The sequence below is a fragment of the Rhodanobacter ginsengisoli genome (assembly GCF_042657065.1).
Taxonomy (GTDB): Bacteria; Pseudomonadota; Gammaproteobacteria; order Xanthomonadales; family Rhodanobacteraceae; genus Rhodanobacter; species Rhodanobacter ginsengisoli.
In genome coordinates this window covers 1374279-1395361 of the sequence record NZ_JBHSNF010000001.1, presented here as the reverse complement: position 1 = coordinate 1395361, position 21083 = coordinate 1374279, and the positions used below count along the sequence as shown (strand labels likewise).

The 21083-nt window shown below is 66.7% G+C and carries 19 protein-coding genes; 11 read left to right on the top strand and 8 right to left on the bottom strand.

From position 1 onward, the window contains the following. Window positions 1-397: 397 nt before the first annotated feature. Window positions 398-1048 (bottom strand): BON domain-containing protein, encoded by a 651-nt coding sequence (locus ACFPPA_RS06400; RefSeq protein WP_377318388.1) that lies wholly within the window; start codon window positions 1046-1048, stop codon window positions 398-400. Between the two features lie 339 nt (window positions 1049-1387). On the opposite strand from ACFPPA_RS06400, the gene ACFPPA_RS06395 reads away from it, so the two are divergent. From ACFPPA_RS06395 to bglX, 3 genes are all read left to right on the top strand, one after another. Further along, window positions 1388-1855: a hypothetical protein gene (locus ACFPPA_RS06395; protein WP_377318386.1), complete on the top strand. Its 468-nt coding sequence runs from the start codon at window positions 1388-1390 to the stop codon at window positions 1853-1855. 86 nt (window positions 1856-1941) lie between these two features. Beyond that, window positions 1942-2661: a spermine/spermidine synthase domain-containing protein gene (locus ACFPPA_RS06390; RefSeq protein ID WP_377318384.1), complete on the top strand. Its 720-nt coding sequence runs from the start codon at window positions 1942-1944 to the stop codon at window positions 2659-2661. 103 nt (window positions 2662-2764) lie between these two features. Beyond that, a complete protein-coding gene (gene bglX, locus ACFPPA_RS06385) occupies window positions 2765-5167 on the top strand; it encodes a beta-glucosidase BglX (RefSeq protein WP_377318382.1) in 2403 nt (800 codons plus the stop codon). 30 nt (window positions 5168-5197) lie between these two features. Here bglX and ACFPPA_RS06380 read toward each other — a convergent pair whose 3' ends face one another. From ACFPPA_RS06380 to ACFPPA_RS06370, 3 genes are all read right to left on the bottom strand, one after another. Continuing rightward, complete coding sequence (locus tag ACFPPA_RS06380; protein ID WP_377318380.1) at window positions 5198-5608, bottom strand: DUF1801 domain-containing protein; 411 nt, start codon at window positions 5606-5608, stop codon at window positions 5198-5200. A 66-nt stretch (window positions 5609-5674) separates the two neighbouring features. Then, window positions 5675-6085: a VOC family protein gene (locus ACFPPA_RS06375; RefSeq protein WP_377318378.1), complete on the bottom strand. Its 411-nt coding sequence runs from the start codon at window positions 6083-6085 to the stop codon at window positions 5675-5677. A 29-nt stretch (window positions 6086-6114) separates the two neighbouring features. Next, the gene (locus ACFPPA_RS06370) at window positions 6115-6564 is read right to left on the bottom strand and encodes a helix-turn-helix transcriptional regulator (protein ID WP_377318376.1); all 450 of its coding nucleotides are present in this window, start codon (window positions 6562-6564) and stop codon (window positions 6115-6117) included. Between the two features lie 191 nt (window positions 6565-6755). Between ACFPPA_RS06370 and ACFPPA_RS06365 the strand changes: the two genes are divergently transcribed. Next, window positions 6756-7772 carry a DUF3667 domain-containing protein gene (locus ACFPPA_RS06365; protein ID WP_377318374.1) on the top strand — a complete coding sequence of 339 codons (1017 nt, stop codon included), beginning with the start codon at window positions 6756-6758 and terminating at the stop codon, window positions 7770-7772. Window positions 7773-8122: 350 nt separating this feature from the next. Beyond that, window positions 8123-8695: a YkvA family protein gene (locus tag ACFPPA_RS06360; protein WP_377318372.1), complete on the top strand. Its 573-nt coding sequence runs from the start codon at window positions 8123-8125 to the stop codon at window positions 8693-8695. A gap of 199 nt (window positions 8696-8894) precedes the next feature. Here the strand turns inward: ACFPPA_RS06360 and ACFPPA_RS06355 are convergent, their stop codons facing one another. Further along, window positions 8895-9737 (bottom strand): endonuclease/exonuclease/phosphatase family protein, encoded by an 843-nt coding sequence (locus ACFPPA_RS06355; protein WP_377318370.1) that lies wholly within the window; start codon window positions 9735-9737, stop codon window positions 8895-8897. Window positions 9738-9859: 122 nt separating this feature from the next. After that, window positions 9860-10528 (bottom strand): MarC family protein, encoded by a 669-nt coding sequence (locus ACFPPA_RS06350; protein ID WP_377318368.1) that lies wholly within the window; start codon window positions 10526-10528, stop codon window positions 9860-9862. A 226-nt stretch (window positions 10529-10754) separates the two neighbouring features. Here ACFPPA_RS06350 and ACFPPA_RS06345 point away from each other — a divergent pair, with 226 nt between their 5' ends. The 4 genes from ACFPPA_RS06345 (at window position 10755) to ACFPPA_RS06330 (ending at window position 17279) form a co-directional block, all read left to right on the top strand. Further along, entirely contained in the window at window positions 10755-11663 is a 909-nt protein-coding gene (locus ACFPPA_RS06345) for an alpha/beta hydrolase (protein ID WP_377318366.1), read from the top strand. A gap of 265 nt (window positions 11664-11928) precedes the next feature. After that, window positions 11929-13650 carry a sensor domain-containing diguanylate cyclase gene (locus tag ACFPPA_RS06340; protein WP_377318364.1) on the top strand — a complete coding sequence of 574 codons (1722 nt, stop codon included), beginning with the start codon at window positions 11929-11931 and terminating at the stop codon, window positions 13648-13650. A gap of 235 nt (window positions 13651-13885) precedes the next feature. Then, window positions 13886-15535, top strand: a complete 1650-nt coding sequence (locus tag ACFPPA_RS06335) for an FMN-binding glutamate synthase family protein (protein ID WP_377318362.1) — start codon at window positions 13886-13888, stop codon at window positions 15533-15535. A gap of 28 nt (window positions 15536-15563) precedes the next feature. Continuing rightward, complete coding sequence (locus tag ACFPPA_RS06330) at window positions 15564-17279, top strand: thiamine pyrophosphate-dependent enzyme (RefSeq protein WP_377318360.1); 1716 nt, start codon at window positions 15564-15566, stop codon at window positions 17277-17279. Between the two features lie 197 nt (window positions 17280-17476). On the opposite strand, the gene ACFPPA_RS06325 is transcribed toward ACFPPA_RS06330, so the two are convergent. Continuing rightward, on the bottom strand, window positions 17477-18697 hold the full coding sequence (locus ACFPPA_RS06325) for an MFS transporter (RefSeq protein ID WP_377319459.1): 1221 nt from the start codon (window positions 18695-18697) through the stop codon (window positions 17477-17479). 303 nt (window positions 18698-19000) lie between these two features. Here ACFPPA_RS06325 and ACFPPA_RS06320 point away from each other — a divergent pair, with 303 nt between their 5' ends. Then, the gene (locus ACFPPA_RS06320; RefSeq protein ID WP_377318358.1) at window positions 19001-19531 is read left to right on the top strand and encodes a bactofilin family protein; all 531 of its coding nucleotides are present in this window, start codon (window positions 19001-19003) and stop codon (window positions 19529-19531) included. Beyond that, window positions 19528-19890 carry a hypothetical protein gene (locus ACFPPA_RS06315; protein WP_377318356.1) on the top strand — a complete coding sequence of 121 codons (363 nt, stop codon included), beginning with the start codon at window positions 19528-19530 and terminating at the stop codon, window positions 19888-19890. Before ACFPPA_RS06320 ends, ACFPPA_RS06315 begins: the two co-directional genes overlap by 4 nt. 119 nt (window positions 19891-20009) lie before the next feature. Here the strand turns inward: ACFPPA_RS06315 and ACFPPA_RS06310 are convergent, their stop codons facing one another. After that, the gene (locus tag ACFPPA_RS06310) at window positions 20010-21077 is read right to left on the bottom strand and encodes a hypothetical protein (protein WP_377318354.1); all 1068 of its coding nucleotides are present in this window, start codon (window positions 21075-21077) and stop codon (window positions 20010-20012) included. Between the last annotated feature and the right edge of the window lie 6 nt (window positions 21078-21083).

Sequence of the window (21083 nt, the reverse complement as noted above, 5' to 3'; positions counted from 1 at the left end):
CGCTGAATATCGGTTGCACCGATAGGCGTCCGCGCAAGTACGCATACTTGACATATGCGCCGGAGCAGTCTACGCGCCAGCGCGGGGATTCGCCAAGGGGTGCATGGCATCGGAAGCCGGTGGAACGACCCGGCGGTCGCCCGCCCCTCCGCGCCGCGGAAATCCGTCCTGCCCTGCCTCGACCCGCGGGCGGAACCGCCCCGTTCCCCGCACCATTTGCCGTGGCGGGCAGGAGCCGATCCGACGCCAGGCATTGCCCTTGGCGTCTCTTTCCGTCATGGCAGCTGGATACCGGGATACCAGCCGCTCCCCGACACGACCGCGCGGCTCGACCGTGGATGATCGCCCGGCCTGACATCATCCACATGCGAGCGGGATGGGGCGATGCCGCGTCAGCTCAGCTGATGCGCAGGTGGTCCTCGACCATGCGGACGCCCGGTGCGGACCAGGCGGCGCGTTCCACTGCCCGGCGCTCCTCCCAGTTGTCGACCTCACCTTCGATGCTGACCCGGCCACCGTCGCGGACGAAAACGCGGATCCGGCTCGCCTCGACTTCGGCCTGTCGCTTCAGCGCGTTATTGATGCGCTCCACGATGTCGGCGGATTGCACCGCCGGCGTCAGCGCGATGTCGTTGGTCACGCCGAGTACGCCGGACAATCTGCGTATGCTGGTCTCGGCTGCTTCGCGCTGATAGTTCCAGCCCACCTCACCCATCAGCGTGACCCAGCCGTTCTGTACTTTCACGTGCACCGAATCATGCGGCACCGACGAAGTCCACGCGAGGATATCGATCGCCCGCTGAGCGATCTCGTCGTCGTTGGATTTCTTGTCGCCGGGGAAGCGGACCTGGATCTCCTGCGCAATCGCCTTGACGCCCTTGACGCGCCAGGCGGCCCGTTCGGCCGCGACCTTCTGCGTGTAGCTCGGGACATGGCCGGAAAGCGTGATCACGCCTCTTTCCGCCGTCACGCCGATGTCCGCCGAATCGATGCTGGGCTCGAAGTCGAGCTCGTCAATCACATTCTGCTGCAACAACTTGTCGTCCATCGCACACCTCCGCAGGGGGATTTGGGGGAGTGTCATTAGCGCCCCATTCCACCGCCGGAATATTGATCGACGTCAACTGATCCGGCGTTCCTCCGCTCCACGACGGGATCGGCCGCCGGCTCCAAACGATCGGTGCAGGCGGCATGGCGGTTTCATTCCGCGGACATCGGCCCGACCTCAGACGTCGCTCCCCCCGACACCTCTCCCGCTGCTTCTTTCGCGGGCAGGATGGCTTTTTCGAGGCCCTGCTAGACTCTGGCGACCGACTGACGACGAGGTTCAATCGGGGGAGTACGGATGCTGAGGGGTTCTCCACAATCTTGTTGAGGTTCGGGTGACATGGCCATGCCGTTGTCGTGGAAGATCGGAGCAGTGGCCGCGAGTTTGATCGTCGGCATGCTGGGCTGGAATGGACTTTCCCGGTACCTCGCCGCGCGCCAGGCCGATGAGATCATCCACGATTCCGCCCGCACCGCCGAGCTGGATGCGCAGCTGGCCAGAGCCCGCGCCAGGCAAAACCGGGAACTGTTGGCGAACGAGCTGAAGCAGCGTCGCGAGGACTTGTCCAACACGTACCAGCAGGTCAAGGAAGATGCCCGGCTGTACCAGGAAGAACAAGCCATACGCCTGAACAAGCAGCGGCAGGAAGCACTTCGCGTAAAGGCAACCTATCGGCTGGACCGGAACCAGCGGTGTGTTGGCGGCATCGTCATCAACCGCAGCGGCTCGAGTTTCACGCAGACGGTCGGTACCGACGGCAAGCCGATCCCGTGCAAGGGCGACACGGCGGCGCAACCGCTGCGCTGAATCGGCACCCCCATCACCGCGACTGCGTCGGGCACGGTTCCCGGCACCTTTTCCTTTTTTCCTCCACCCATGGATCTACCTCGCCTATGCACGTGCTCTTCGAGGAAATCGACTATTGCCCGACCCCGATCGGGGCCGTGAGCCTCCGGCGCCGTTTCGAGCTGACGCTGAAGCGCGAGGTCTACGAGATCAAGCTGGACGACGAGTTCCTGATGTCGAGCCTGTTCACCGCGTCGGAGGAAGCGCTGGCGCGGCTGGGCCTGGCCGCGCTCGAGGGCGGGCAGCTCGACGTGGTTGTCGGCGGGCTGGGCCTGGGCTACACCGCACGCGCCGTGCTGGAGCACGACAAGGTCGCCGCGCTCGCGGTGGTCGAGATGCTCGCACCGGTGATCCAGTGGCATCGCAAGGGACTGCTGCCGCTGGGCCCGGAGCTGGTGGCCGACCCACGCTGCCGCTTCGTGCAGGGCGACTTCTTCGCGCTCGCCGGCTCGGCACAGGGGTTTGATCCGGAGTCGCCCGGCCGCCGCTTCGATGCCATCCTGCTCGACATCGACCACTCCCCCGAAGCCCTGCTGGACCAGCGCAGCACCAGCTTCTACCAACCCGACGGTCTGCGTGCGCTGACCGCCCACCTCAAGCCGGGCGGCATCTTCGGGCTGTGGTCCAACGACCGCCCCGACCCCGCCTTCACCGCTCGTCTCGCCGGCGTGTTCGCCGAGGCCTGGGCCGAACCGGTCACGTTCGACAACCCGCTGCAGGGCCGACCGTTCACGCAGACGGTCTATCTGGCCCGCCGCGGCCGATAGCCATGCCGGGCGGATCGATCGGGGATTTACGTCCGCCCATGTAAACGTTTACATTTAGCCGCTGGCGCCCCCGGCGCGCCCCTCGCGCCTCCCAGGAGAAAGAATGAGCCCTCCCACACCCCTCCCTCGGCGCGCCCCGCTGCTGTCGTCCGTCGCAGCCTGTGCCTTGAGCCTGGCGCTCGCCCGGGGAGCACTGGCCACCGAGGCTGCTGCGCCCCGGTTTCCGCTGGCGCAGCAACCGTCCAATGCGCAACTGGCCTCCCCCGCGATCAGCCAGAAAGTCGACGCGCTGCTGAAGAAGATGACCCTGGCCGAGAAGATCGGCCAGTTGATGCAGTACAACGATCAGGGCTCGTCGGCGCCCACGGCGGCCGATGCGGAGGGTGCGCTCGCCGCCAATCCGGAAACGCGCGACCACGTCGACGCGTACGAACTGGCTCGGAAGGGACAGCTGGGTTCGATGCTCAACGTGATCGGTGCGGAGAAGACGCGCCGTTTCCAGGAGGCGGCGATGCACAGCCGCCTGGGCATCCCGATCCTGTTCGGCGCCGACGTGATCCACGGTTATCGCACCATCTATCCGGTGCCGCTGGGCCTGTCCGCCTCGTGGGATCCGCAGCTGGTGCAGGACGTCTCGCACATGGCCGCGGTCGAAGCCACCACCGCCGGCGTGAAATGGTTCTATTCGCCGATGGTCGACATCTCGCGCGACGCGCGCTGGGGCCGCTCGACCGAGGGCGCCGGTGAGGATGCCTACCTCGGTTCGGCGATGGCGCGCGCGTATATCCGCGGCTACCAGGGCAGCGATCTCTCGAAGCCCGAGAGCGTGGCCGCATCGGTCAAGCACTTCGCCGCCTACGGCGCGGCCGAGGCGGGCCGCGAATACAACACCACCGACATGTCCGACATCCGCCTGCGCCAGGTCTACCTTCCGCCCTACAAGGCCGCGGTGGACGCCGGCGCGGCCACGATGATGAGCTCGTTCAACGCGCTCAACGGCGTGCCCGCCACCGCCGATCCGTACCTGATGGACGAGATCCTGCGCAAGGAATGGGGCTTCGACGGCTTCGTGGTCAGCGACTACACCGCGGTGATGGAACTGACCCATCACGGCATCGCGCTGGATGCCGCCAGCGCCACCCGGAAGGCGCTGGACGCCGGGGTCGAGGTGGACATGATGTCCCACTTCTACGACACCCAGATTCCCAGGCTGCTGAAGCAAGGCAAGCTGTCGATGGCGACCGTGGACGAGGCGGTGCGCCGCGTGCTGCGGGTGAAGTTCGCGCTGGGCCTGTTCGAGCATCCGTATGCGCGCGGCACCGAGGAGGTGACGCAGGCCGTGGCGGCGCATCGTCCGCTGGCGCGTCGCGCGGCCGAGGAGTCGTTCGTGCTGCTGAAGAACGGCGGTGACGGCGTGGCCCCTGTGCTGCCGCTCGCCGCCGACGTGAAGAAAGTCGCCTTGATCGGCCCGCTGGCCGACAGCGCCGGCGAGATGCAGGGCGCCTGGGGCGGTGCGCAGCATCAGCCCGACGTGGTCACCGTGCGCGGTGGGCTGGAGGCGCGCATGAAGCAGAGGGGCGGCGAGCTGCTCTATGCCAGGGGCACCGACATCGACGGCGATTCCGAGGCGGGCTTCGCCGAAGCCCGGCGCGCGGCCGAGCGGGCCGACGTGGTGGTGATGGCGCTGGGCGAATCCAGCAGCATGAGCGGCGAAGCGGGTTCGCGCGCGCACCTGGATCTGCCGGGCAACCAGCAGAAGCTGCTGGAAACGATTGCGGCGACGGGCAAGCCGGTCGTGCTGCTGGTGTTCTCCGGACGTCCGCTGGTGCTGGACTGGGCGGCCACGCACGTGTCGGCGATCATGGCCGTCTGGTTCCCCGGTACCGAGGCCGGTTCGGCCGTCGCGAGTACGCTGTTCGGCGACGTTTCGCCCAGCGGCAAGCTGACCATGAGCTTCCCGCGGGCGGTCGGCCAGGAGCCGCTGTACTACAACCAGTTCCCCACCGGCCGCCCCGCCGGCGACGCGGACCTGAGCAAGCCGCCGGCCGGCGACACGCGCTTCGTCTCGCGCTACATCGACGTGCCGAACTCCGCGCTCTATCCGTTCGGCTACGGCCTGAGCTACACCACGTTCGCCTACTCGGGCGTGCACCTGTCGCGCAAGGCCGTACCGCTGGCCATGGCCAATCGCGCCGATGCCCATGACCTGGTGACGGTGAGCGCAACGGTGAAGAACACCGGCCGGCGCGAGGCCACCGAAGTGGCGCAGCTCTACGTGCGCAATCTCGGCGCCAGCGTCGAGCAGCCGGTGCGCAGCCTGAAGGGTTTCACGCGGGTGACGCTGAAGCCGGGGCAATCGAAGCAGCTCACGTTCCAGCTCGGCTTCCCGGAGCTGTCGTTCTGGAACGTGCGCAGCCGGCAGGTGATCGAGCCCACGCATTACACCGTGTGGGTCGGCGGCAGCTCGCTGGCGACCGCACAGGCGGATTTCGACGTCACGCCCTGATCGAACGCCGACATGCCGGGGCGGCGACTCTCAGTCGCCGCCCCCCTTCAGGGCATTCCGCACCACGGCGGCGCGAATCAGCGCCTTCAACGCCGCTTCATCGATCGAGTCACCCTCATGGAAATCGATGGCGCGCCGCGTGTTGCCGTCGAGGCTGGCGTTGAACAGGCCGGACGGGTCGGCCAGCGAGGCGCCCTGGGCAAAAGTCATCTTCACGGCGTTCCTGTACGTCTCGCCGGTGCAGATCATCCCGTCGCGGTACCACACCGGAACCCCTCGCCACTTCCACTCCTCGACCACGTCGGGAACGGCCTGCCGGATGATCCTGCGGATGCGCGCGAGCATTTCGCCGCGCCAGTCGCCCAGCGACTCGATCCGTGCGTCGATCCGTTGCGAGGGCGTCTCGCCCGCGGGGGCTTCCTTCGGGCCGGTCTTCTTCATGGTCGGTGTCGCCTTCTTCATCGTTGTCATCGCGCCTTCTCCAGCCAGGTCCGCTCGCCGGAGGCCTCAGCGCCGCTCCTGCACGCGCAGCAGGTTGCCCGCGGGATCGCGCACGGCGCAGTCGCGAACGCCGTACGGCTGTTCGGTCGGCTCTTCGACGATCTCGGCACCGCTGGCCTGGATCCGCTCGAAGGCGGCATCCAGGTCCTTCGTGGCCAGCAGCATCATGGCGTAGGTGCCCTTGGCCATCATCTCGGCGATGGTGCGTTTTTCGTCATCGTTCACGCCGGGGCTGGCGGCGGGCGGGAACAGCACGATCGACGTGCCGGGCTGGTCGGACGGGCCGACCGTGATCCAGCGCATGCCGTTGTAGCCGACGTCGTTGCGCACCTCGAAGCCGAGCGTGTCGCGGTAGAACGCCAGTGAGGCGTCCGGATCGGTGTGCGGGAGGAAGCTCGAGTAGATGGTGATGTCCATGGCAGTCGCTTTCGGTGTGGATGGAGCCGTCATGCTAGATCCGGCTCGGGGGCCGGCGCTTCTCGATTCCTGATCGGTCGCGTCACCTGCCGCGCCACGCACGACGGCATCCCCGCCGTCGCAGCCGACGCCTCGCGCCGATAGACGCTGGGCGGCACCCCGGCCAGCTCGGCGAAGCGCGTGCTGAACGTGCCCAGCGACGAGCAGCCCACCGCGAAGCAGACCTCGGTGACGCTGAGGTCACCACGCCGCAGCAATGCCATCGCGCGCTCGATGCGCCGCGTCATCAGGTAGCTGTAAGGCGATTCACCGAAGGCGAGCTTGAACTGGCGGCTGAGGTGTCCGCCCGACATGTGCACGCCCTGCGCGAGCGCCTCCACATTCAGCGGCTGCGCATACTCCCGGTCGATCCGGTCGCGCACGCGACGCAACCGCGCGAGGTCGCGCAAGTGCAACGCGGTGGCGGGTCGACTGGTCATGGGCGGATCGTCCCACCTGGGAGCGAAGGGCTCAAGCGGGTGGCGCCATCGGGACAGATTTGCCGGTGGAAAGGCCCCCTCCCGCGGACAGATCGCCCCGGACGCCCGCCGCCCTGGCCTTTTCGGGCTTGAAAGATCGTTAGAATCGCACTCATCCGGGCAATTCACCGAACATGGGAGCACATCCCTCCATGGCATCGATGTCCACGCCGCCACCGATTCCTCCCGCGACCTGCGGCAATTGCGGCGCGCCGCTGTACGGAAAGTATTGCTACGCCTGCGGCCAACCGGTGGAAGGCCTGGTACGGCATTTTGGCAGCGTGCTGGGCGACGTGCTGGACAGCTTGCTCAACATCGATGCACGCATCCTGCACACGCTGCTGCCCTTGTACTTCCGGCCCGGGAAACTCACGCTGGACTACTTCGCCAACAAACGCGCCCGCTACGTGACGCCGTTCCGGCTGGTCTTCTTTCTCGCGATCATCGCGTTCCTCGCGATCCAGCTCGCGATCCGCACAAGCGCCACCCCGCTCGTGCAATTCCGGACGCCGCCCATTCACGGTGTCGCGATCAGTTCGGCCCCCGTGACGACGACGCAGGACACCCATTTCGCGAACGGCGACATCAAGTTCAACGATGAGGTCGTGTGGAACCGCGAGTCCAGGCCATTACTCGTCGGATGGTTGCCTTCGTTCGCCAACGAGTGGCTCAACGACTCGATCGAGCGCGCCCGCAACAACCTGCACGACATGAACTCGGGCAACGCCGCCGCCGCAAAGGCCGCGGCCTGGCGCCTCATGGGCGGGGTATTTGCGGTCGCGCCGCAGGTACTGTTCGTGCTGCTGCCGGTGTTTGCGTTGCTGCTGAAGGTCTTCTATATCTTCAAGCGACGGATGTACATGGAACACCTGATCGTGGCCATGCACAGCCACGCCTTCATCATGCTGTCGCTGCTGGTGCTGGTCGCGCTGGATCTGCTGCGCGGCTGGATAGCACAGCATGCCGCCTGGCTCGGCGCGCCACTGGGCTGGCTGCATGCCGCGGCCTGGCTGTGGATGCTCGCCTACCTGTTCCTCATGCAGAAGCGGGTGTATCGGCAAGGGTGGTTCATGACTTCGCTGAAATATGCCGGCGTCGGCATTTGCTACAGCGTGCTGATCGGATTCGGCATGGCGTTTGCGCTGCTGATCAGCCTCGGCAGTTCGTGAGCCGACCGGTGTCGGGGTCCGTTCGAGGGGATGGAAGGCCGGGTGGAGCGCGTTCCGAATCCCTGCCCGGCGTCGCTCATGGAAGCATTTCCAGCGCTTGCCTGTCCGGCGGGAAGCCGGGTGCGCCGATCCTGGGCGGGTCGGCACGCCACACGGTGGCGGGCGCGCGCAACAGGCCGCCCGTCCGCTGGGCGCCTTGCGGCGCCATCGATGATGGCCGCCGGCGCCCGCTGGGGTCGGCCATCCCGCCGCCGGCAGGCCGGCGCCGACAGTTCGCTTGCATTTGACGTCCCTGCCGCCGCAGGCATACGCTGCGAGCCGACCTGAGGCCCCCTTGCGAGTGATCAATCATGAGTCTGGACATCTCGATTTCGCTGACCGATTCCGACCTGAAGCTTTTCATCGACGGCATCAAGGGTGCCCAGAAGACGGTCGCCAATGAGGACGAGGCCGCCATCATCGCCGCGGCCCGCAAGTTGCTCGAACAAAGCCACAGCAGCAATCTGCCGGATTTCGTCAGCACCCGGCTCAAACACCTCAACACGATGATCGCGATGGTCGAGGACAAGGGTTTCGCCCTGCCCGACGCCGACCGCAACAACGTGCTGGCGGCGCTGGCCTACTTCGCCAGTCCCGATGACCTGCTGCCCGACAACATCCCGATACTGGGCTTCCTCGACGACGCGATCATGATCGAGCTGTGCGTGCGCGAACTCGAGCACGAGATCGAGGCCTACTGCGATTTCCGCAAATGGCGCGACAACGAAGCCAGCCGGCGCGGCGTGGACCACGCCGGACTGATGCTGACCCGCGTCGAGTGGGCCGAAGCACGCCGGGCCCAGGCGATCGAGCGCATGCATCGCAATCGCGAAGAGTCCTACGCCAGCGGCCGCTGGGCGCCGGTGCTGTTCAGGGTGCGCTGAGCCACCTCGATCGGCACGGTGCGGAGAGATGCAAGGGGCGCTTCGGCGCCCCGGTTTTTTGCGTGGCGGCCCGGATGGTCATGACCGAAGCTGGCAGTTGAACACGGGGGCGGTTGAGATGACCCGGGTCCGGCAGGCCGCGCCGACTCACCGGCCCTGGGCGAAACCGGCATCGGCGCCGACTGTTTGCGAAGTGCGCTCAGCGCCCCGCCCGGGCGGTCCTGCGCTGGGGCACGAGCTCGGCCACCACCGGAAAATGGTCGGACGGATAGCTCGCACCCTGGTGCGTGGTGACCGTGCTTACGGCGCGCGTGGTGAAGCCGCGGGTCAGGATCCAGTCGATCCGCCGGTCGGGATTGCCGGTGAAGTTGTGAAACGTCTTCGCCGGGCCGGATCGCGAAGTCGCACCGGCCCACGCATCGTGCAGCGTCCGGGTCAGCTTCGCGTGCACCGGGCTGTCGGGGCCGCAATTGAAATCCCCGGCCAGGATCACCCGCGTCGTCGATGGCAGCTTGCCGATCCGCTGCATGATCTCGTCCGCGCTGAGCATGCGCGCGCGGACATCCTCGTCCCGGTAGGGGAAGTGCGTATTGAAGTAATCGAACGTGCCACCGCCATGGCGCAGGCGAAACCGCGCCCAGGTGACCATGCGCGGATACGGCTGACCCCAGGTCCTGCTGCCGGGCACATCCGGCGTATCGGAGAGCCAGAAGTCCCCGGAACGCAGCACCTTCAACCGGTCCGTGCGATAGAACACGCCCATGTGCTCGCCCTTCGTACCGCCGTCCCTGCCCTGGCCGAACCAGGCATAACCGGGCAGATGGGCGGCGATGTACTCGCCCTGCTCCTGGGTCAGCTCCTGCGTGCCAAGCACGTCCGGATGCTGCGCCTTGACCACCTGCACCAGCAGGTCGCGCCGATGCACCCACGCGTTCATGTCGGTGTCCGCCGGCACGCGGACGTTGAACGTCATCACGCGCAGCGGCGCGTCGGTCGCGGAACTCGGGCACGCCACACCCAGCATCAGGACGCAGAAAAACATGGAACACCAGTGGCGCAGGGTCATCACACAGCCTCGGGCGGGAAGTATCGTCGGGAACCAGAGCCTAGCGGAAAAAGGGCAGCCCGGTCCCCGTTCGGAGCACGCCCCGAACCCGGGCGATTTCAGTGCGGCAACGCCTGCAGCGAACGCAACAACGTGGCCATGCCGCCCCAGGCGATCTGCGCACCGATGCACAGCAGGATGAAGGAGATCAGTCGCTGCACACCGCTGATCGCATGTCCCGGCAGCATCCGGCTGAGCCGGGGCGCATACGCATAACTGAAGAACACCAGCACAGCCAGCACGATCGCCGCGACGAAGATCGCCGCATGCGTCAACAGGCTGGCCTGCCAGGCGTGGCCGGCGGCATGCGCGCTGAGCGTCAGCACCACCACGATCACGCCCGGGCCCACGGTGACCGGAAAGGTCAGCGGGTAGAACGCCTGGCTCATCACCGTGTCGACATCGGGCCGGGCGGCCGGGGCATCGCCGGGCGAGGGGTCGTGCGCATTGAGCATGCTCCAGCCCATCGCGGCCAGGGTCAGGCCACCGGCGACCTGCAGCACCGGCAGGCTGATGCCGAAGAACTTCAGGATCAGGGAACCCAGCAGCTCGATCACCGCGACAGACCCGAGCATGCCCAATGCAATGCGCCAGGCCAGCCGCCGATAGACCGCGGGTGGCTCGTCGCCCACGATGCTCATCAGGATCAGCGCCGAACCCAGCGGGTTGACCACGGGCAGCAGTGCAGCGAATGCCAGTGGGATGAAGCGGAGGGCAGAGTCGAACACGGGCGGAGTCTCCAGGCCACGATCCACGGCGTCGAGCGCACCGACGGCATGACGTTAACACCATCGAACCCGGGGTCCATCGGACGCCCATGGCCACCGGCACATTTTCTCCACGGGAACGGCCGCCGCCGGCCACATGCGACAGGCAGGATCGGGACGAGCAGTTCCAGCCGATGTCCCGACTTGAAACGACGACGCTGGCCGAGCGCCAGAACGGAGGAGTGTGATGAAGTTGTGGGCCATTGCCCTGGGGTTGCTGGCAGCATGCACGAGCGCGCATGCCCAGACGACGGTTTGGCGGCCCGCCGCCGGGCACACGCAAATGCCGATATGGCCCGGAGCGGCGCCCGATGCGCAACCCGTCCCGGGGCCGGAAACCGACACGCGGGGGGCGCTGACCAACGTGACCCGACCCACGATGACGGTCTACGCGCCCAAGGGGAAAAACACGGGAGCCGCGGTCGTCGTGTTCCCGGGCGGCGGCTTCCATATCCTGGCCATCGACCTCGAAGGCACCGAGGCCTGCGACTGGCTGACGTCGCGGGGCATCACCTGTGTACTGCTGAAGTATCGCGTGCCGAGCATCCCTTATGTCTGGCAATGCGATTGCCGTCCGCACAATCTTTCGACATCGGTGCCGTCGTTGCAGGACGTCCAGAGAACGATGGGGCTGGTGCGCTTTCATGCGGCGCAGTGGCACGTCGATCCGCACAAGGTGGGCGTACTGGGATTCTCGGCAGGCGGATTCCTGGTGGCGGAAATCAGCACGAATTTCGAGCACCGCATGTATCCGCCGGTGGACGCTGCCGACAAGGAAAGCGCCCGCCCGGATTTCGCCATGGCGATCTATCCGGGGCATCTCGCGACCGACGACGGCAAGCTGAACCCCGACGTCCCGGTCTCCGGCAAGACGCCTCCCACGTTCCTGCTGCAGGCGGAAGACGATTACGTGGATGGGGTGAACCAGTCGCTGGTCTACTACACCGCGCTGGCGAAGGCGCACGTGCCGGCGGAAATGCACCTGTATGCCCACGGCGGCCATGCGTTCGGCCTGCGGCGCACGCCGCTTCCGATTAGCGGGTGGCCTCGACTGGCCGATGCGTGGCTGCGCACGATCGGCATCGTCCGGGACTGAGCATGAAACATCGTGCCAGCGACGATATTGAACGCCTTCGGCGGCGACCTCGTCCAGGCCATGGCGGAAAGGACACCCGGCTGCCCCGCGGGCCGGTGGAGCCCCGGAGAACCCGGAGGCGAGGATGCCGGGACGGAGCCAATGGCGTCCTCCGGCGCTGTTTCATTGAACTCCCTCCCCCAGCCGTTCATCATGAGGCCGGGCCGCACTCCACGGGAGCGGCCAGGCGCTCACGGCGAAAACCAGAGACGGCCCGATACCACTGATGGAAATTCGAACGTGTTCCGCGCGGTTGCTCCTGCTGGCGCTCTTGCTGGTCTGCGGGAACCTGTCGGCCACCGTGACGCTTCGGCAGATGGACGGACGTCCGCTGGGTACGGCGACCAGCTACCTGCAGGAGACGACCGCGCCGCTGACGCTCGAGCAGGCCTTGTCCGCGTACGGGCACGGCGCGTTCACCGCCAGTCTCAAGCCCGTACTGACGTTTGGCATCGGGCCGAAGCCGGTATGGATCCATCTCGGCATCGACAATGACGCCGCCGCCACGCAGATCCGGCGGCTGACCGTCGGCATTTCCTGGCTGGATCACGTGGACATCTACGTCCGCCACGACGACCGGACCACGGCGACCTGGCGAATGGGCGACCGCCTGCCGTTCGCACTTCGGCCGATCGACAGCCACGTGTTCGCCGCCGACGTCGGGCTGCCGCCCGGCCGCAGCGACCTGATGCTTCGCATCGCCACCTTCGATCCGATGGTGCTGCCGATCTCGCTGCAGGCACCCGCGCAGGCGGCCTCCGCCGAAGGCAGGGAATCGGCCAGTTACGCCTTCATCTACGGGTTCATGTTCGCGTTGCTGGCCTACAACCTGATGCTCTTCATCGGCATGCACGCCAGCCGCTACGGCCTGTATTCGCTGTACCTGGCCACCTTCATGCTGACCAACGTGGCCTACACCGGCTACGGCTTCCAGTGGCTCTGGCCCACCCATCCCGGCTGGACGCAGTGGTCGCAGCCGACGCTGATGATCCTTTGCGCGTCCTGCGGGCTGCTGTTCGCACGGAACTTCCTGGATACGCACCGGCACTTCCCGCGCCTGCACCGCGGCATCCTCGCCTGCATCGCCATCGGCGCGCTGGCACTGGTCGGCACGGCCCTGATCGACTGGCAGTCCGCGGCGCTGGTACTGGCGTTCGCTTTCGTGACCGTGTTCACCGTCCTCATGCTGGGACTGGGTGTGCTGTCGGTGCGGGCCGGCCTGCCGGCAGGCCGCTATTTCCTGCTGGCCGCCGCCTGTTCGATGGCGGGTGACGTCCTTACCGTACTGGCCGTCCTCGGGATCGTTCCGTTCGATGACTGGACCTTCCGCGCCGCCGAAGCGGGCATGCTGCTGGATGCCACCCTGCTCGCGCTGGCACTCACCTACCAGTTCCGCGAAGGCGAGGAGCGCCGGGAAAAGGCCGAGCACCTGGCCCGGCTCGACCCGCTCACCGGCATCAACAATCGGCGTTCCTTCGACAGCATCGGCGAATCCATCTGGAGCATCGCGCGCCGAAACGATCGCCACCTGAGCGTCATCGTGCTCGACCTCGACCACTTCAAGCGCATCAACGACGCGCATGGGCACGCCTGTGGCGACGAGGTACTCAAGGCGACCGCCAACCTGTTGCACCAGACCCTCCGCGATTCGGACATCATCGCCCGCTGGGGCGGCGAGGAATTCATCGTCCTGCTGCCGGAAACCGGTCTGGCCGAGGCCGTCGCGCTGGCCGAGCGACTGCGCGATGCCATCGCCAACCTGTGCATCATCCGCCAGGGCGTCAGCATCAAGATCACCGCCAGCCTCGGCGTCACCGAGCGTCGCCCCGGTCAACAGACTCTGGAAGCACTGATCGCCGAAGCGGATCACCTGATGTACCAGGCCAAGGATCTGGAGCGGAACCGGGTTTGTCACACGATGGAAAAGGAGATGGAAGTCGACGGGTAGAGGGCGTTCAATGCCATCCGCCCCGGCTTCCGGCTCCGGTTTCGAGCGGGTTTCCCCGGACCGCTTCGCGCGAACTTGACGCCTCGGCATATAGCGTTGCCTGGTCAAGGCAGGTTGTCGACACACCCATTCCTACGTGCTGCCGTGCCGTCGAAGTCGACTGCCAGGCGGCGCCCGTGCATGCAGACAGCGCCGCCATTTCGCTCTCCATCACGCTCAAGGAAAACCACCGACCATGCTCGATACGCTCAAACGCACCATCGTGCCCGTCGCGGCCCTGCTGCTGTCGATCGCCCTGGTGCTGATGGGTTGGCTCGTGTCCCCGGCCTGGTACTGGCCACTGATCCTCACCGTGCCGATCCTCGCGCTCGGCATCTACGACTGGACCCAGCGGAAATGGACGATCCTCCGCAACTACCCCGTCGCTGCACGGATACGCTGGCTGTTCTACGATCTGCGCCCTTATCTGCGCGCCTACATCGTCGAGGACGACCTCACCGGCACCCCGTTTTCGTTCGAGGCGCGCAACCTGGTGCATGCCCGCGCCACCGGACAGACCGACACCCATCCATTCGGTACCGAGCGTCGCACCGACGACCCGCAGTACCACTGGTTCGCCCACTCGATCAAACCCGGCGAAGCACCGGACGAATCGCCGCGGATCACGGTGGGCAACGCGCAGACCGCACGCCCCTATTCGGCCTCGGTGCTGAATATTTCCGCGATGAGCTTCGGCGCGCTGTCGGCCAACGCCGTCAAGGCACTGAACCTGGGCGCGAAGCTGGGCGGCTTCTATCACGACACCGGCGAAGGCGGCCTCAGTGAGCATCACCTCAGCCACGGCGGCGACCTGGTGTGGGAGCTGGGTTCGGGCTACTTCGGCGCGCGCGACAAACACGGCCGCTTCGACCCTGCGCAGTTCGCCGACAAGGCCGCGCACGACGCGGTGAAGATGACCGAGATCAAGCTGAGCCAGGGTGCCAAACCCGGCCATGGCGGGCTGCTGCCGGCGGCCAAGGTCAGCGAGGAAATCGCCCGCATCCGCGGCGTGCCCGCACACCAGGACTGTTTGAGCCCGGCCGGTCACTCGGCATTTTCCACGCCGATCGAACTGCTGGAGTTCGCCGCGAGGATGCGCGAGCTGTCGGGCGGCAAGCCGGTCGGCATCAAGCTGTGCATCGGCCAGATGCACGAACCGTTCGCGCTGATGAAGGCGATCCTCGAAACCGGCATCACCCCCGAGTTCATCGTGGTCGATGGCGGCGAGGGCGGCACCGGCGCCGCGCCGCTGGAACTCTCCGACTGGGTCGGCATGCCGCTGGACGAGGGGCTGGTGGTCATGCGCAATGCGCTGGTCGGCGCGGGCCTGAAAGACAGGATCAGGCTGGCGGCCAGCGGCAAGATCTACTCGGGCATGGGCCTGGCGCGCAACCTGGCGCAAGGCGCCGACTGGTGCAATGCGGCGCGCAGCTTCATGTTCTCGGTCGGCTGCATTCAGGCGCAGCGCTGCCACCTGGGCACCTGCCCGACCGGCGTCACCACCCAGGACGCCGGGCGCCAGCGCGGGTTGATCCCCGCGGTGCAGGGCCCGCGCGCCGCGCGCTTCCATGCTGAGACGCTGAAATCGCTGGCGCATATCGTCGCGGCAGTGGGCCTCGAGCATCCACGCGATCTCGCACCCCACCACCTGATCCATCGCGTCGGACCGGAAAAGGCGCTGCCGATCGACGAGATCAAGACCTTCCTGCCGGAAGGCGTGCTGCTGGAGGCGCCGGAAGAAACCGTCTACGCCCCATGGTGGCGCGCGGCGCGTGCGGACAGTTTCCGGCCCGCGATCGACCTGGTGGCCGAACGCGCCCGCAAGCAGCGCCCCCCAGCTGCCTGATCCCCGTTTCCAACCAAGGAGTCCCGCCATGGCCCAGAAGGTCGCCGACATCATCGTGGATACGCTGGCCAAGGCCGGTGCGCAACGCTGCTACGGCATCGTCGGCGACACCATCAACCACTTCACCGATGCGGTGCGGCGCTCGTCGCTGCGCTGGATCCACGTGCGCCACGAGGAAGCCGGCGCGCTCGCTGCCGGCGGCGAAGCCTACATGACGGGCGAGCTGGCGGTATGCGCGGGCACCTGCGGCCCGGGCAGCCTGCACTTCATCAACGGCATCTTCGAAAGCCACCGCAACGGCGCGCCGGTGGTGCTGATCGCCTCGGATGTGGCCCGCACCGAAGCCGGCCTGGCCTTTCCGCAGGAGGTCGACCAGCACCGCATCTACGAACAGGCATCGGTGTTCTGCGAATCCATCTCGCATCCGTCGCAGGCACGACGGATCACCGCGCTGGCGGCCCAGGCCGCGCTGTCCCGCGGCGGCGTCGCGGTGGTGGTGGTGAACGGCGACATGTTCACCGAGACCGATGACGACGCCCTGGCGTGGTCGGTGCATCGCACCGGGTCCCGGCTTTGCCCGGGGGACGACGAACTCGATCGCCTGGCCGCCGCGTTGAACGATGCGAAAAGCGTCACCCTGTACGCCGGCTACGGTGCGCGCGGCGCGCATGACCAGGTGATGGCGCTGGCCGAGCGCCTGCACGCGCCGGTGGTGCATACCAGCCGCGCCAAGGAGTTCATCGAGCCCGACAATCCGTTCAATGTCGGCATGACCGGCATCCTGGGCAACCGCGCCGGCATGGAGGCGGTGGAAGGCGCGGATATCACGCTGTGCCTGGGCACCGACTTCGCCTGGACGCAGTTCTACCCGTCGCGCCAGCACGTCATCCAGATCGACCGCGACCCCACCCACCTCGGCCGGCGCGCGCCGGTCGACATGGGACTGGTCGGCGACGTCGGCCCGACCATCGAGGCCCTGCTTCCGCGCCTCCCGCCCAGGCAGGACGACGGGCACCTGGCCAGGGCCCGCGAGCAGTGGGCCGCGGACCGCGAAGACTACGCGCACGCCGAACGCGACGGCAGCCCCGACCTGCTGCACCCGCAGCACGTCACCCGCATGCTCGACCAGCTCGCAAACGAAGACGCGCTGTTCACCGCCGACGGTGGCTCGCCCATGGTGTGGATGCTGCGCCACCTCACCGCGAACGGCCGCCGCCGCTTTCTGACCAGCCTGCTGCATGGCACGATGGCCAATGCCTACCCGCAGGCGATGGGGATGGCGGCGGCGTTTCCGGATCGCCAGGTGATCGCGCTGTGCGGCGACGGCGGCCTGACCATGCTGATGGGCGACCTGCTGACGCTGCGCCAGGAAAAACTGCCGGTCAAACTGCTGGTCTACAACAACGCCTCACTCGGCTTCGTCGAGATGGAACAGCGCATCGAGGGCCTGCTCGATGCCTTCACCGAACTGCAGAATCCCGATTTCGTGAAACTGGCCGAGGCCTGTGGCCTGCAAGGCTGGCGGGTGGAGCAAGGCGACCAGCTGGAGTCGGCGATGCGCAGCTGGCTGGCCGCCGACGGCCCGGCGTTGCTGGACGTGCGCGTCAACCGCATGGAGCTGGTCATGCCCCCCAAAATCGAGCTGTCGCAGGTCGCCTCGACCGCCCTGTTCGGTATCAAGGCCGTGCTCGACGGGCGCGGCCGCGAGGTGCTCGAGCTGCTGCGCAACAACTTCCTGCGCTAGGAAAAGTGTCGTGGTCGATTTGAACATCCCGACGGTCGCCCGGGATGTTTCTCCGGATCGATCCGGTTGCGCCGGGGACGCCGGGGACGCCGGGCGGGGACCGATCCAGCTTCCTCCCTCCCGGGTTCGGGCTCCGGCGTCGAGGAAGACCTCGGCCTCGGAACCGATCGGAAAAGTGAATCCGGCCCTTTGGGGACTCAGGTCGACTCGGTCGGCGTTTCCGTGTCCGGCAGCATGTCGAACGCGGTCGGCGTGGTGCGCAGCATCATCCGGAAATTGGCCTCGGTCGTCTGGGTGCGGTGGAAATGCCAGTAGCGGTAGGCCGCATAGACGGCCAGCACGGCCTGGGTCAGGGCGAACCAGCCGAACAGCGAACCGGGGCCGAGGCGCGCCATCAGTGCCCCGGCAGCGATCGGCCCGATCGCCGAACCGACGCCGTAAATCAGCAGCACGCTGCTGCTGGCCGAAAGCAGTTCTTCGGGCGACAGATGATCCACCAGATGCGCCACCACGATCGGATAGACGGCGAAGGTGAGGCCACCGTAGAGAAAGATCAGCGCGGTCATCGTCGCTTGCCTTGGAGGCATCAGCAGCTGCAGCAGGGCCAGCACCGTGGCTAGCGCGCAGACCGCCGCCAGGGCGAGGCGCCGGTCATGCCGATCGGACCAGCGACCGATCGGCCACTGCAACGCGGCACCACCGAGGATCGCCAGGCTCATGTAGGTTCCCACCTGGGTCAGGTCAAAACCCCGTCCGCTGGCGTACACCGGCAGCAAGCCCCAGAACGCTCCCATCGCAAGGCCCGACAGCAGTGCACCGGCGCCGGCCGTGGGTGCCAGCGCAAACAGGCGCTTCAATTCAAGCCGTGGCACCGGGTTCAGGCCAGGCTGCGCCTGACGGGTGGCGACCACGGGCAAGGTTGCCGCGCATACCAGCAGTGCGACGACGACGAACAGCACGAACGGCTCGCCCTGAATGCGCAGCAGCTGTTGCGCCACCGCCAGCGAGCCCAGGTTGACCATCATGTAAATCGCGAACACGGTGCCGCGTCGACTGGCTTCGGTCTGCGCATTCAGCCAGCTCTCGATGATCGCGTACAGGCCGACCAGCGATATACCGGCGAGCAGGCGCAGCAGCAGCCAGAACCATGGGTTGCTGCTGAGCGCATGCAACAGGACCAGGCAGGCCACGGCGGCGGTACAGAACGCGAACGCACGGATGTGGCCGATCCGCTGGATCAGCGGAGGCAGCGCGAACGTGCCCGCAAAGTAGCCGACGTAGTATGCCGAGGTCAGTGCGCCAAGCATGGTGGTGGAAAAACCCAGCGCATGACCACGCAGCGGAATCAGCGTGGTCAGCAGTCCGACCCCCAGCAGCAGCAGCGCCGTACCGGCCAGCAACGAGGTGATCGGGCGCAAATTCCGCAGCATGTTCGAACCGCCTCCCGATGTGGATCAGCGAGGCTTCGCAGGCTAGCATTTCGCGCATGGTCGACACTGAACCGTGCAGGGTTTCGGGGCGGCCGGCAAAAAGGTCAGCCCGCACCGGCGACCACGGAAGCCATCCGGCGCCTCGGAAAAATGAACCCGACATCGCTTGTTTTCAAATAGCCAACGGGAGGTGAACGAGAGATCGTTTTGCCCAGGTAAGGAGAACCCGAGCCCGTTTTTCAGGCCATTTGAGGGGTAGGCTCAGCTTTCTGCCCTCGCTGGAGTCCCCTCATGGCCCTGTGGAAAGAATCGCTCAAGACCTCCCCCAACGAAACACCCGAACCCACGGAGCTGGCGCGCCCCGACATCCCGGCGACCAAACCCGAAGCGCAAACGCCGGTGCAGCCGGCATTCCGTCCCACGCCGGCTCCCACTCCGGGCAAGCCCAAAAGCGAGTCGCTGATCGCGCCCGATATCACCATCGAAGGCAAGATCGAAGGTGAGGGCCACGTGCGCATCGCCGGCAAGTTCAAGGGCGACGTCGACGTGCGCGGCGACCTCACCATCGAGCCCGGTGCCAGGGTGACCGGCAGCGTGCGCGCCGAGAAAGTCACCATCGCGGGCGAACTGATCGGCAACATCGAATCCGCGGCGCACGTGGAATTGCAGCAGAGCGGTGCTCTGACCGGCGACCTGAAGGCAGGCTCGCTCAGCGTGGCGGCGGGTTCGCGCATGCGCGGCCAGGCCGAGTTCGGCTGGGACGATGGCAAGGACGGCAACGGCGCGCACAAGACCAGCGGGCACAACGGCACCGCTTCATGACCCTCGCCCACCCAGGCACCGCCGGGGCGACGCGCACCTGTCCGCACTGCCGGGAGACCATCCTGGAAAGTGCGGCGGTGTGTCCCGCCTGTCGCCACAAGCTGCGCTTCAGCGAGCCAGCCGGCGCGACCGAAGCCGCTGCGTCCGTGCCGCTGCGCGTGGAGGGCAGCTTTCGCAACCCCGTCGACAGCGGTGCGTGGGAATACTCGATGGTGCTGACCATCCGCGACGAACGCGGCGAGGAGATCGCGCGCAAGCTGGTCGGCGTCGGCGCCATGCGGCCGGACGAACAGCGCACCTTCACCCTCAGCGTCGAGATGAACCCCGCCAGCGCGGGCAGCAAACGCACCCGGCATTGACCCGCGCCATACCGGGATCGACCACCCGGTGAGCGGGAAAAACGCCGGAGGGCCCGATGCGGGGACGCCGAGCCGCGGGGGATGCGATTCCTCCACCCCCGCAAAGACGCTGTATGGCCTTATTCGTCATGCGCCTTGCGTACCTCGGCACGCAAGGCGTCGAGCTCGTCCCGATAACCTTGCGCATCACCGTAGGCGACGAAATGGGCATAGCGCGGATGCGCGCCCAGCAACTTGCGCGCATGCTTGATCGGGCACCAATACTGCTCGGTGCGTGAACCGATCGCGCGCGCGTAGGCAACCACGCCATTCGCATAAGCGCAGTAGGCGCAATTGATCTTCTCGACGAAGTTGAGATAGACAAGATAGCGGCGATCGAAAATCACATAGTCGCCGCGCTTCACCCTGGGGATGCCATAGACCGGAAAGCACACCCGCTGATAGACCGTCGTGCACAGGTCGAGCAACGCAAACGGCACAATGAGCGAATAGATCACCGGGGCCGTCAGCAGGACCAGGGGCCTCGCCCCGACGACATAGCGCAACAGGCGCCTCTTCATCGCGCGATGCCGCTGCCGCACGGCCTCCTCGAACTCGATCTTGCCGTTCTCGAGGTGCATGCCCAACTCGGCCTGTGCAAGCGCCATCTGCACTTCCAGTTCGCCTTCGAGCGTACGGATGCGTTGCAGCAGATCTTCGATCTTCGTGTCGATGGCGCCATCTCCTGGAAATCGTGGGCACCGGATTGTCAGCAGCCCGAGCGCGCATCGAGGCGCACAGTCCGTACCGACCCGCCGGTGAAGGTTTTCGAAGACCTGAAAAGATGGCCCGCTACCCGAGATCTCTTCTGGCAAGCAGACACGCGCGGCCAAGCCGACACGCCCCACCAGTGTGCGCTTATCGAGTCCGCGATGGCGATGGCCACGGGTCGGCGCAAACCGGATGGAGCTCGATGCCGCGCGGTCCTCGTAGCACCGCGTACCCGCTTGGCTGCACGCGAGGGCAGGACGCGGCTGGGGCTCCGCGCCCGTCTCGTCGGGGGTCAGCAGTACGTGCCCGTGGTAGCCATCGGCACATGGGCGTGCAATCGGCAGCCGTTGCGCAACGCCCTTGCCGCAGACATTGCCGCTAGCAGGAAGGGTGCCGGAGTCAATCTGAACGTCCTGGCGGCAAATTGTCCCTGGCACCTTTTT

What these genes read in the sequence shown, in the direction of transcription:
- ACFPPA_RS06400 (WP_377318388.1), bottom strand. Translation starts at nt 1,048, where the DNA reads ATGGACGACAAGTTGTTGCAGCAGAATGTGATTGACGAGCTCGACTTC.
- ACFPPA_RS06395 (WP_377318386.1), top strand. Translation starts at nt 1,388, where the DNA reads ATGGCCATGCCGTTGTCGTGGAAGATCGGAGCAGTGGCCGCGAGTTTG.
- ACFPPA_RS06390 (WP_377318384.1), top strand. Translation starts at nt 1,942, where the DNA reads ATGCACGTGCTCTTCGAGGAAATCGACTATTGCCCGACCCCGATCGGG.
- bglX (WP_377318382.1), top strand. Translation starts at nt 2,765, where the DNA reads ATGAGCCCTCCCACACCCCTCCCTCGGCGCGCCCCGCTGCTGTCGTCC.
- ACFPPA_RS06380 (WP_377318380.1), bottom strand. Translation starts at nt 5,608, where the DNA reads ATGAAGAAGACCGGCCCGAAGGAAGCCCCCGCGGGCGAGACGCCCTCG.
- ACFPPA_RS06375 (WP_377318378.1), bottom strand. Translation starts at nt 6,085, where the DNA reads ATGGACATCACCATCTACTCGAGCTTCCTCCCGCACACCGATCCGGAC.
- ACFPPA_RS06370 (WP_377318376.1), bottom strand. Translation starts at nt 6,564, where the DNA reads ATGACCAGTCGACCCGCCACCGCGTTGCACTTGCGCGACCTCGCGCGG.
- ACFPPA_RS06365 (WP_377318374.1), top strand. Translation starts at nt 6,756, where the DNA reads ATGGCATCGATGTCCACGCCGCCACCGATTCCTCCCGCGACCTGCGGC.
- ACFPPA_RS06360 (WP_377318372.1), top strand. Translation starts at nt 8,123, where the DNA reads ATGAGTCTGGACATCTCGATTTCGCTGACCGATTCCGACCTGAAGCTT.
- ACFPPA_RS06355 (WP_377318370.1), bottom strand. Translation starts at nt 9,737, where the DNA reads ATGTTTTTCTGCGTCCTGATGCTGGGTGTGGCGTGCCCGAGTTCCGCG.
- ACFPPA_RS06345 (WP_377318366.1), top strand. Translation starts at nt 10,755, where the DNA reads ATGAAGTTGTGGGCCATTGCCCTGGGGTTGCTGGCAGCATGCACGAGC.
- ACFPPA_RS06340 (WP_377318364.1), top strand. Translation starts at nt 11,929, where the DNA reads ATGGAAATTCGAACGTGTTCCGCGCGGTTGCTCCTGCTGGCGCTCTTG.
- ACFPPA_RS06335 (WP_377318362.1), top strand. Translation starts at nt 13,886, where the DNA reads ATGCTCGATACGCTCAAACGCACCATCGTGCCCGTCGCGGCCCTGCTG.
- ACFPPA_RS06330 (WP_377318360.1), top strand. Translation starts at nt 15,564, where the DNA reads ATGGCCCAGAAGGTCGCCGACATCATCGTGGATACGCTGGCCAAGGCC.
- ACFPPA_RS06320 (WP_377318358.1), top strand. Translation starts at nt 19,001, where the DNA reads ATGGCCCTGTGGAAAGAATCGCTCAAGACCTCCCCCAACGAAACACCC.
- ACFPPA_RS06315 (WP_377318356.1), top strand. Translation starts at nt 19,528, where the DNA reads ATGACCCTCGCCCACCCAGGCACCGCCGGGGCGACGCGCACCTGTCCG.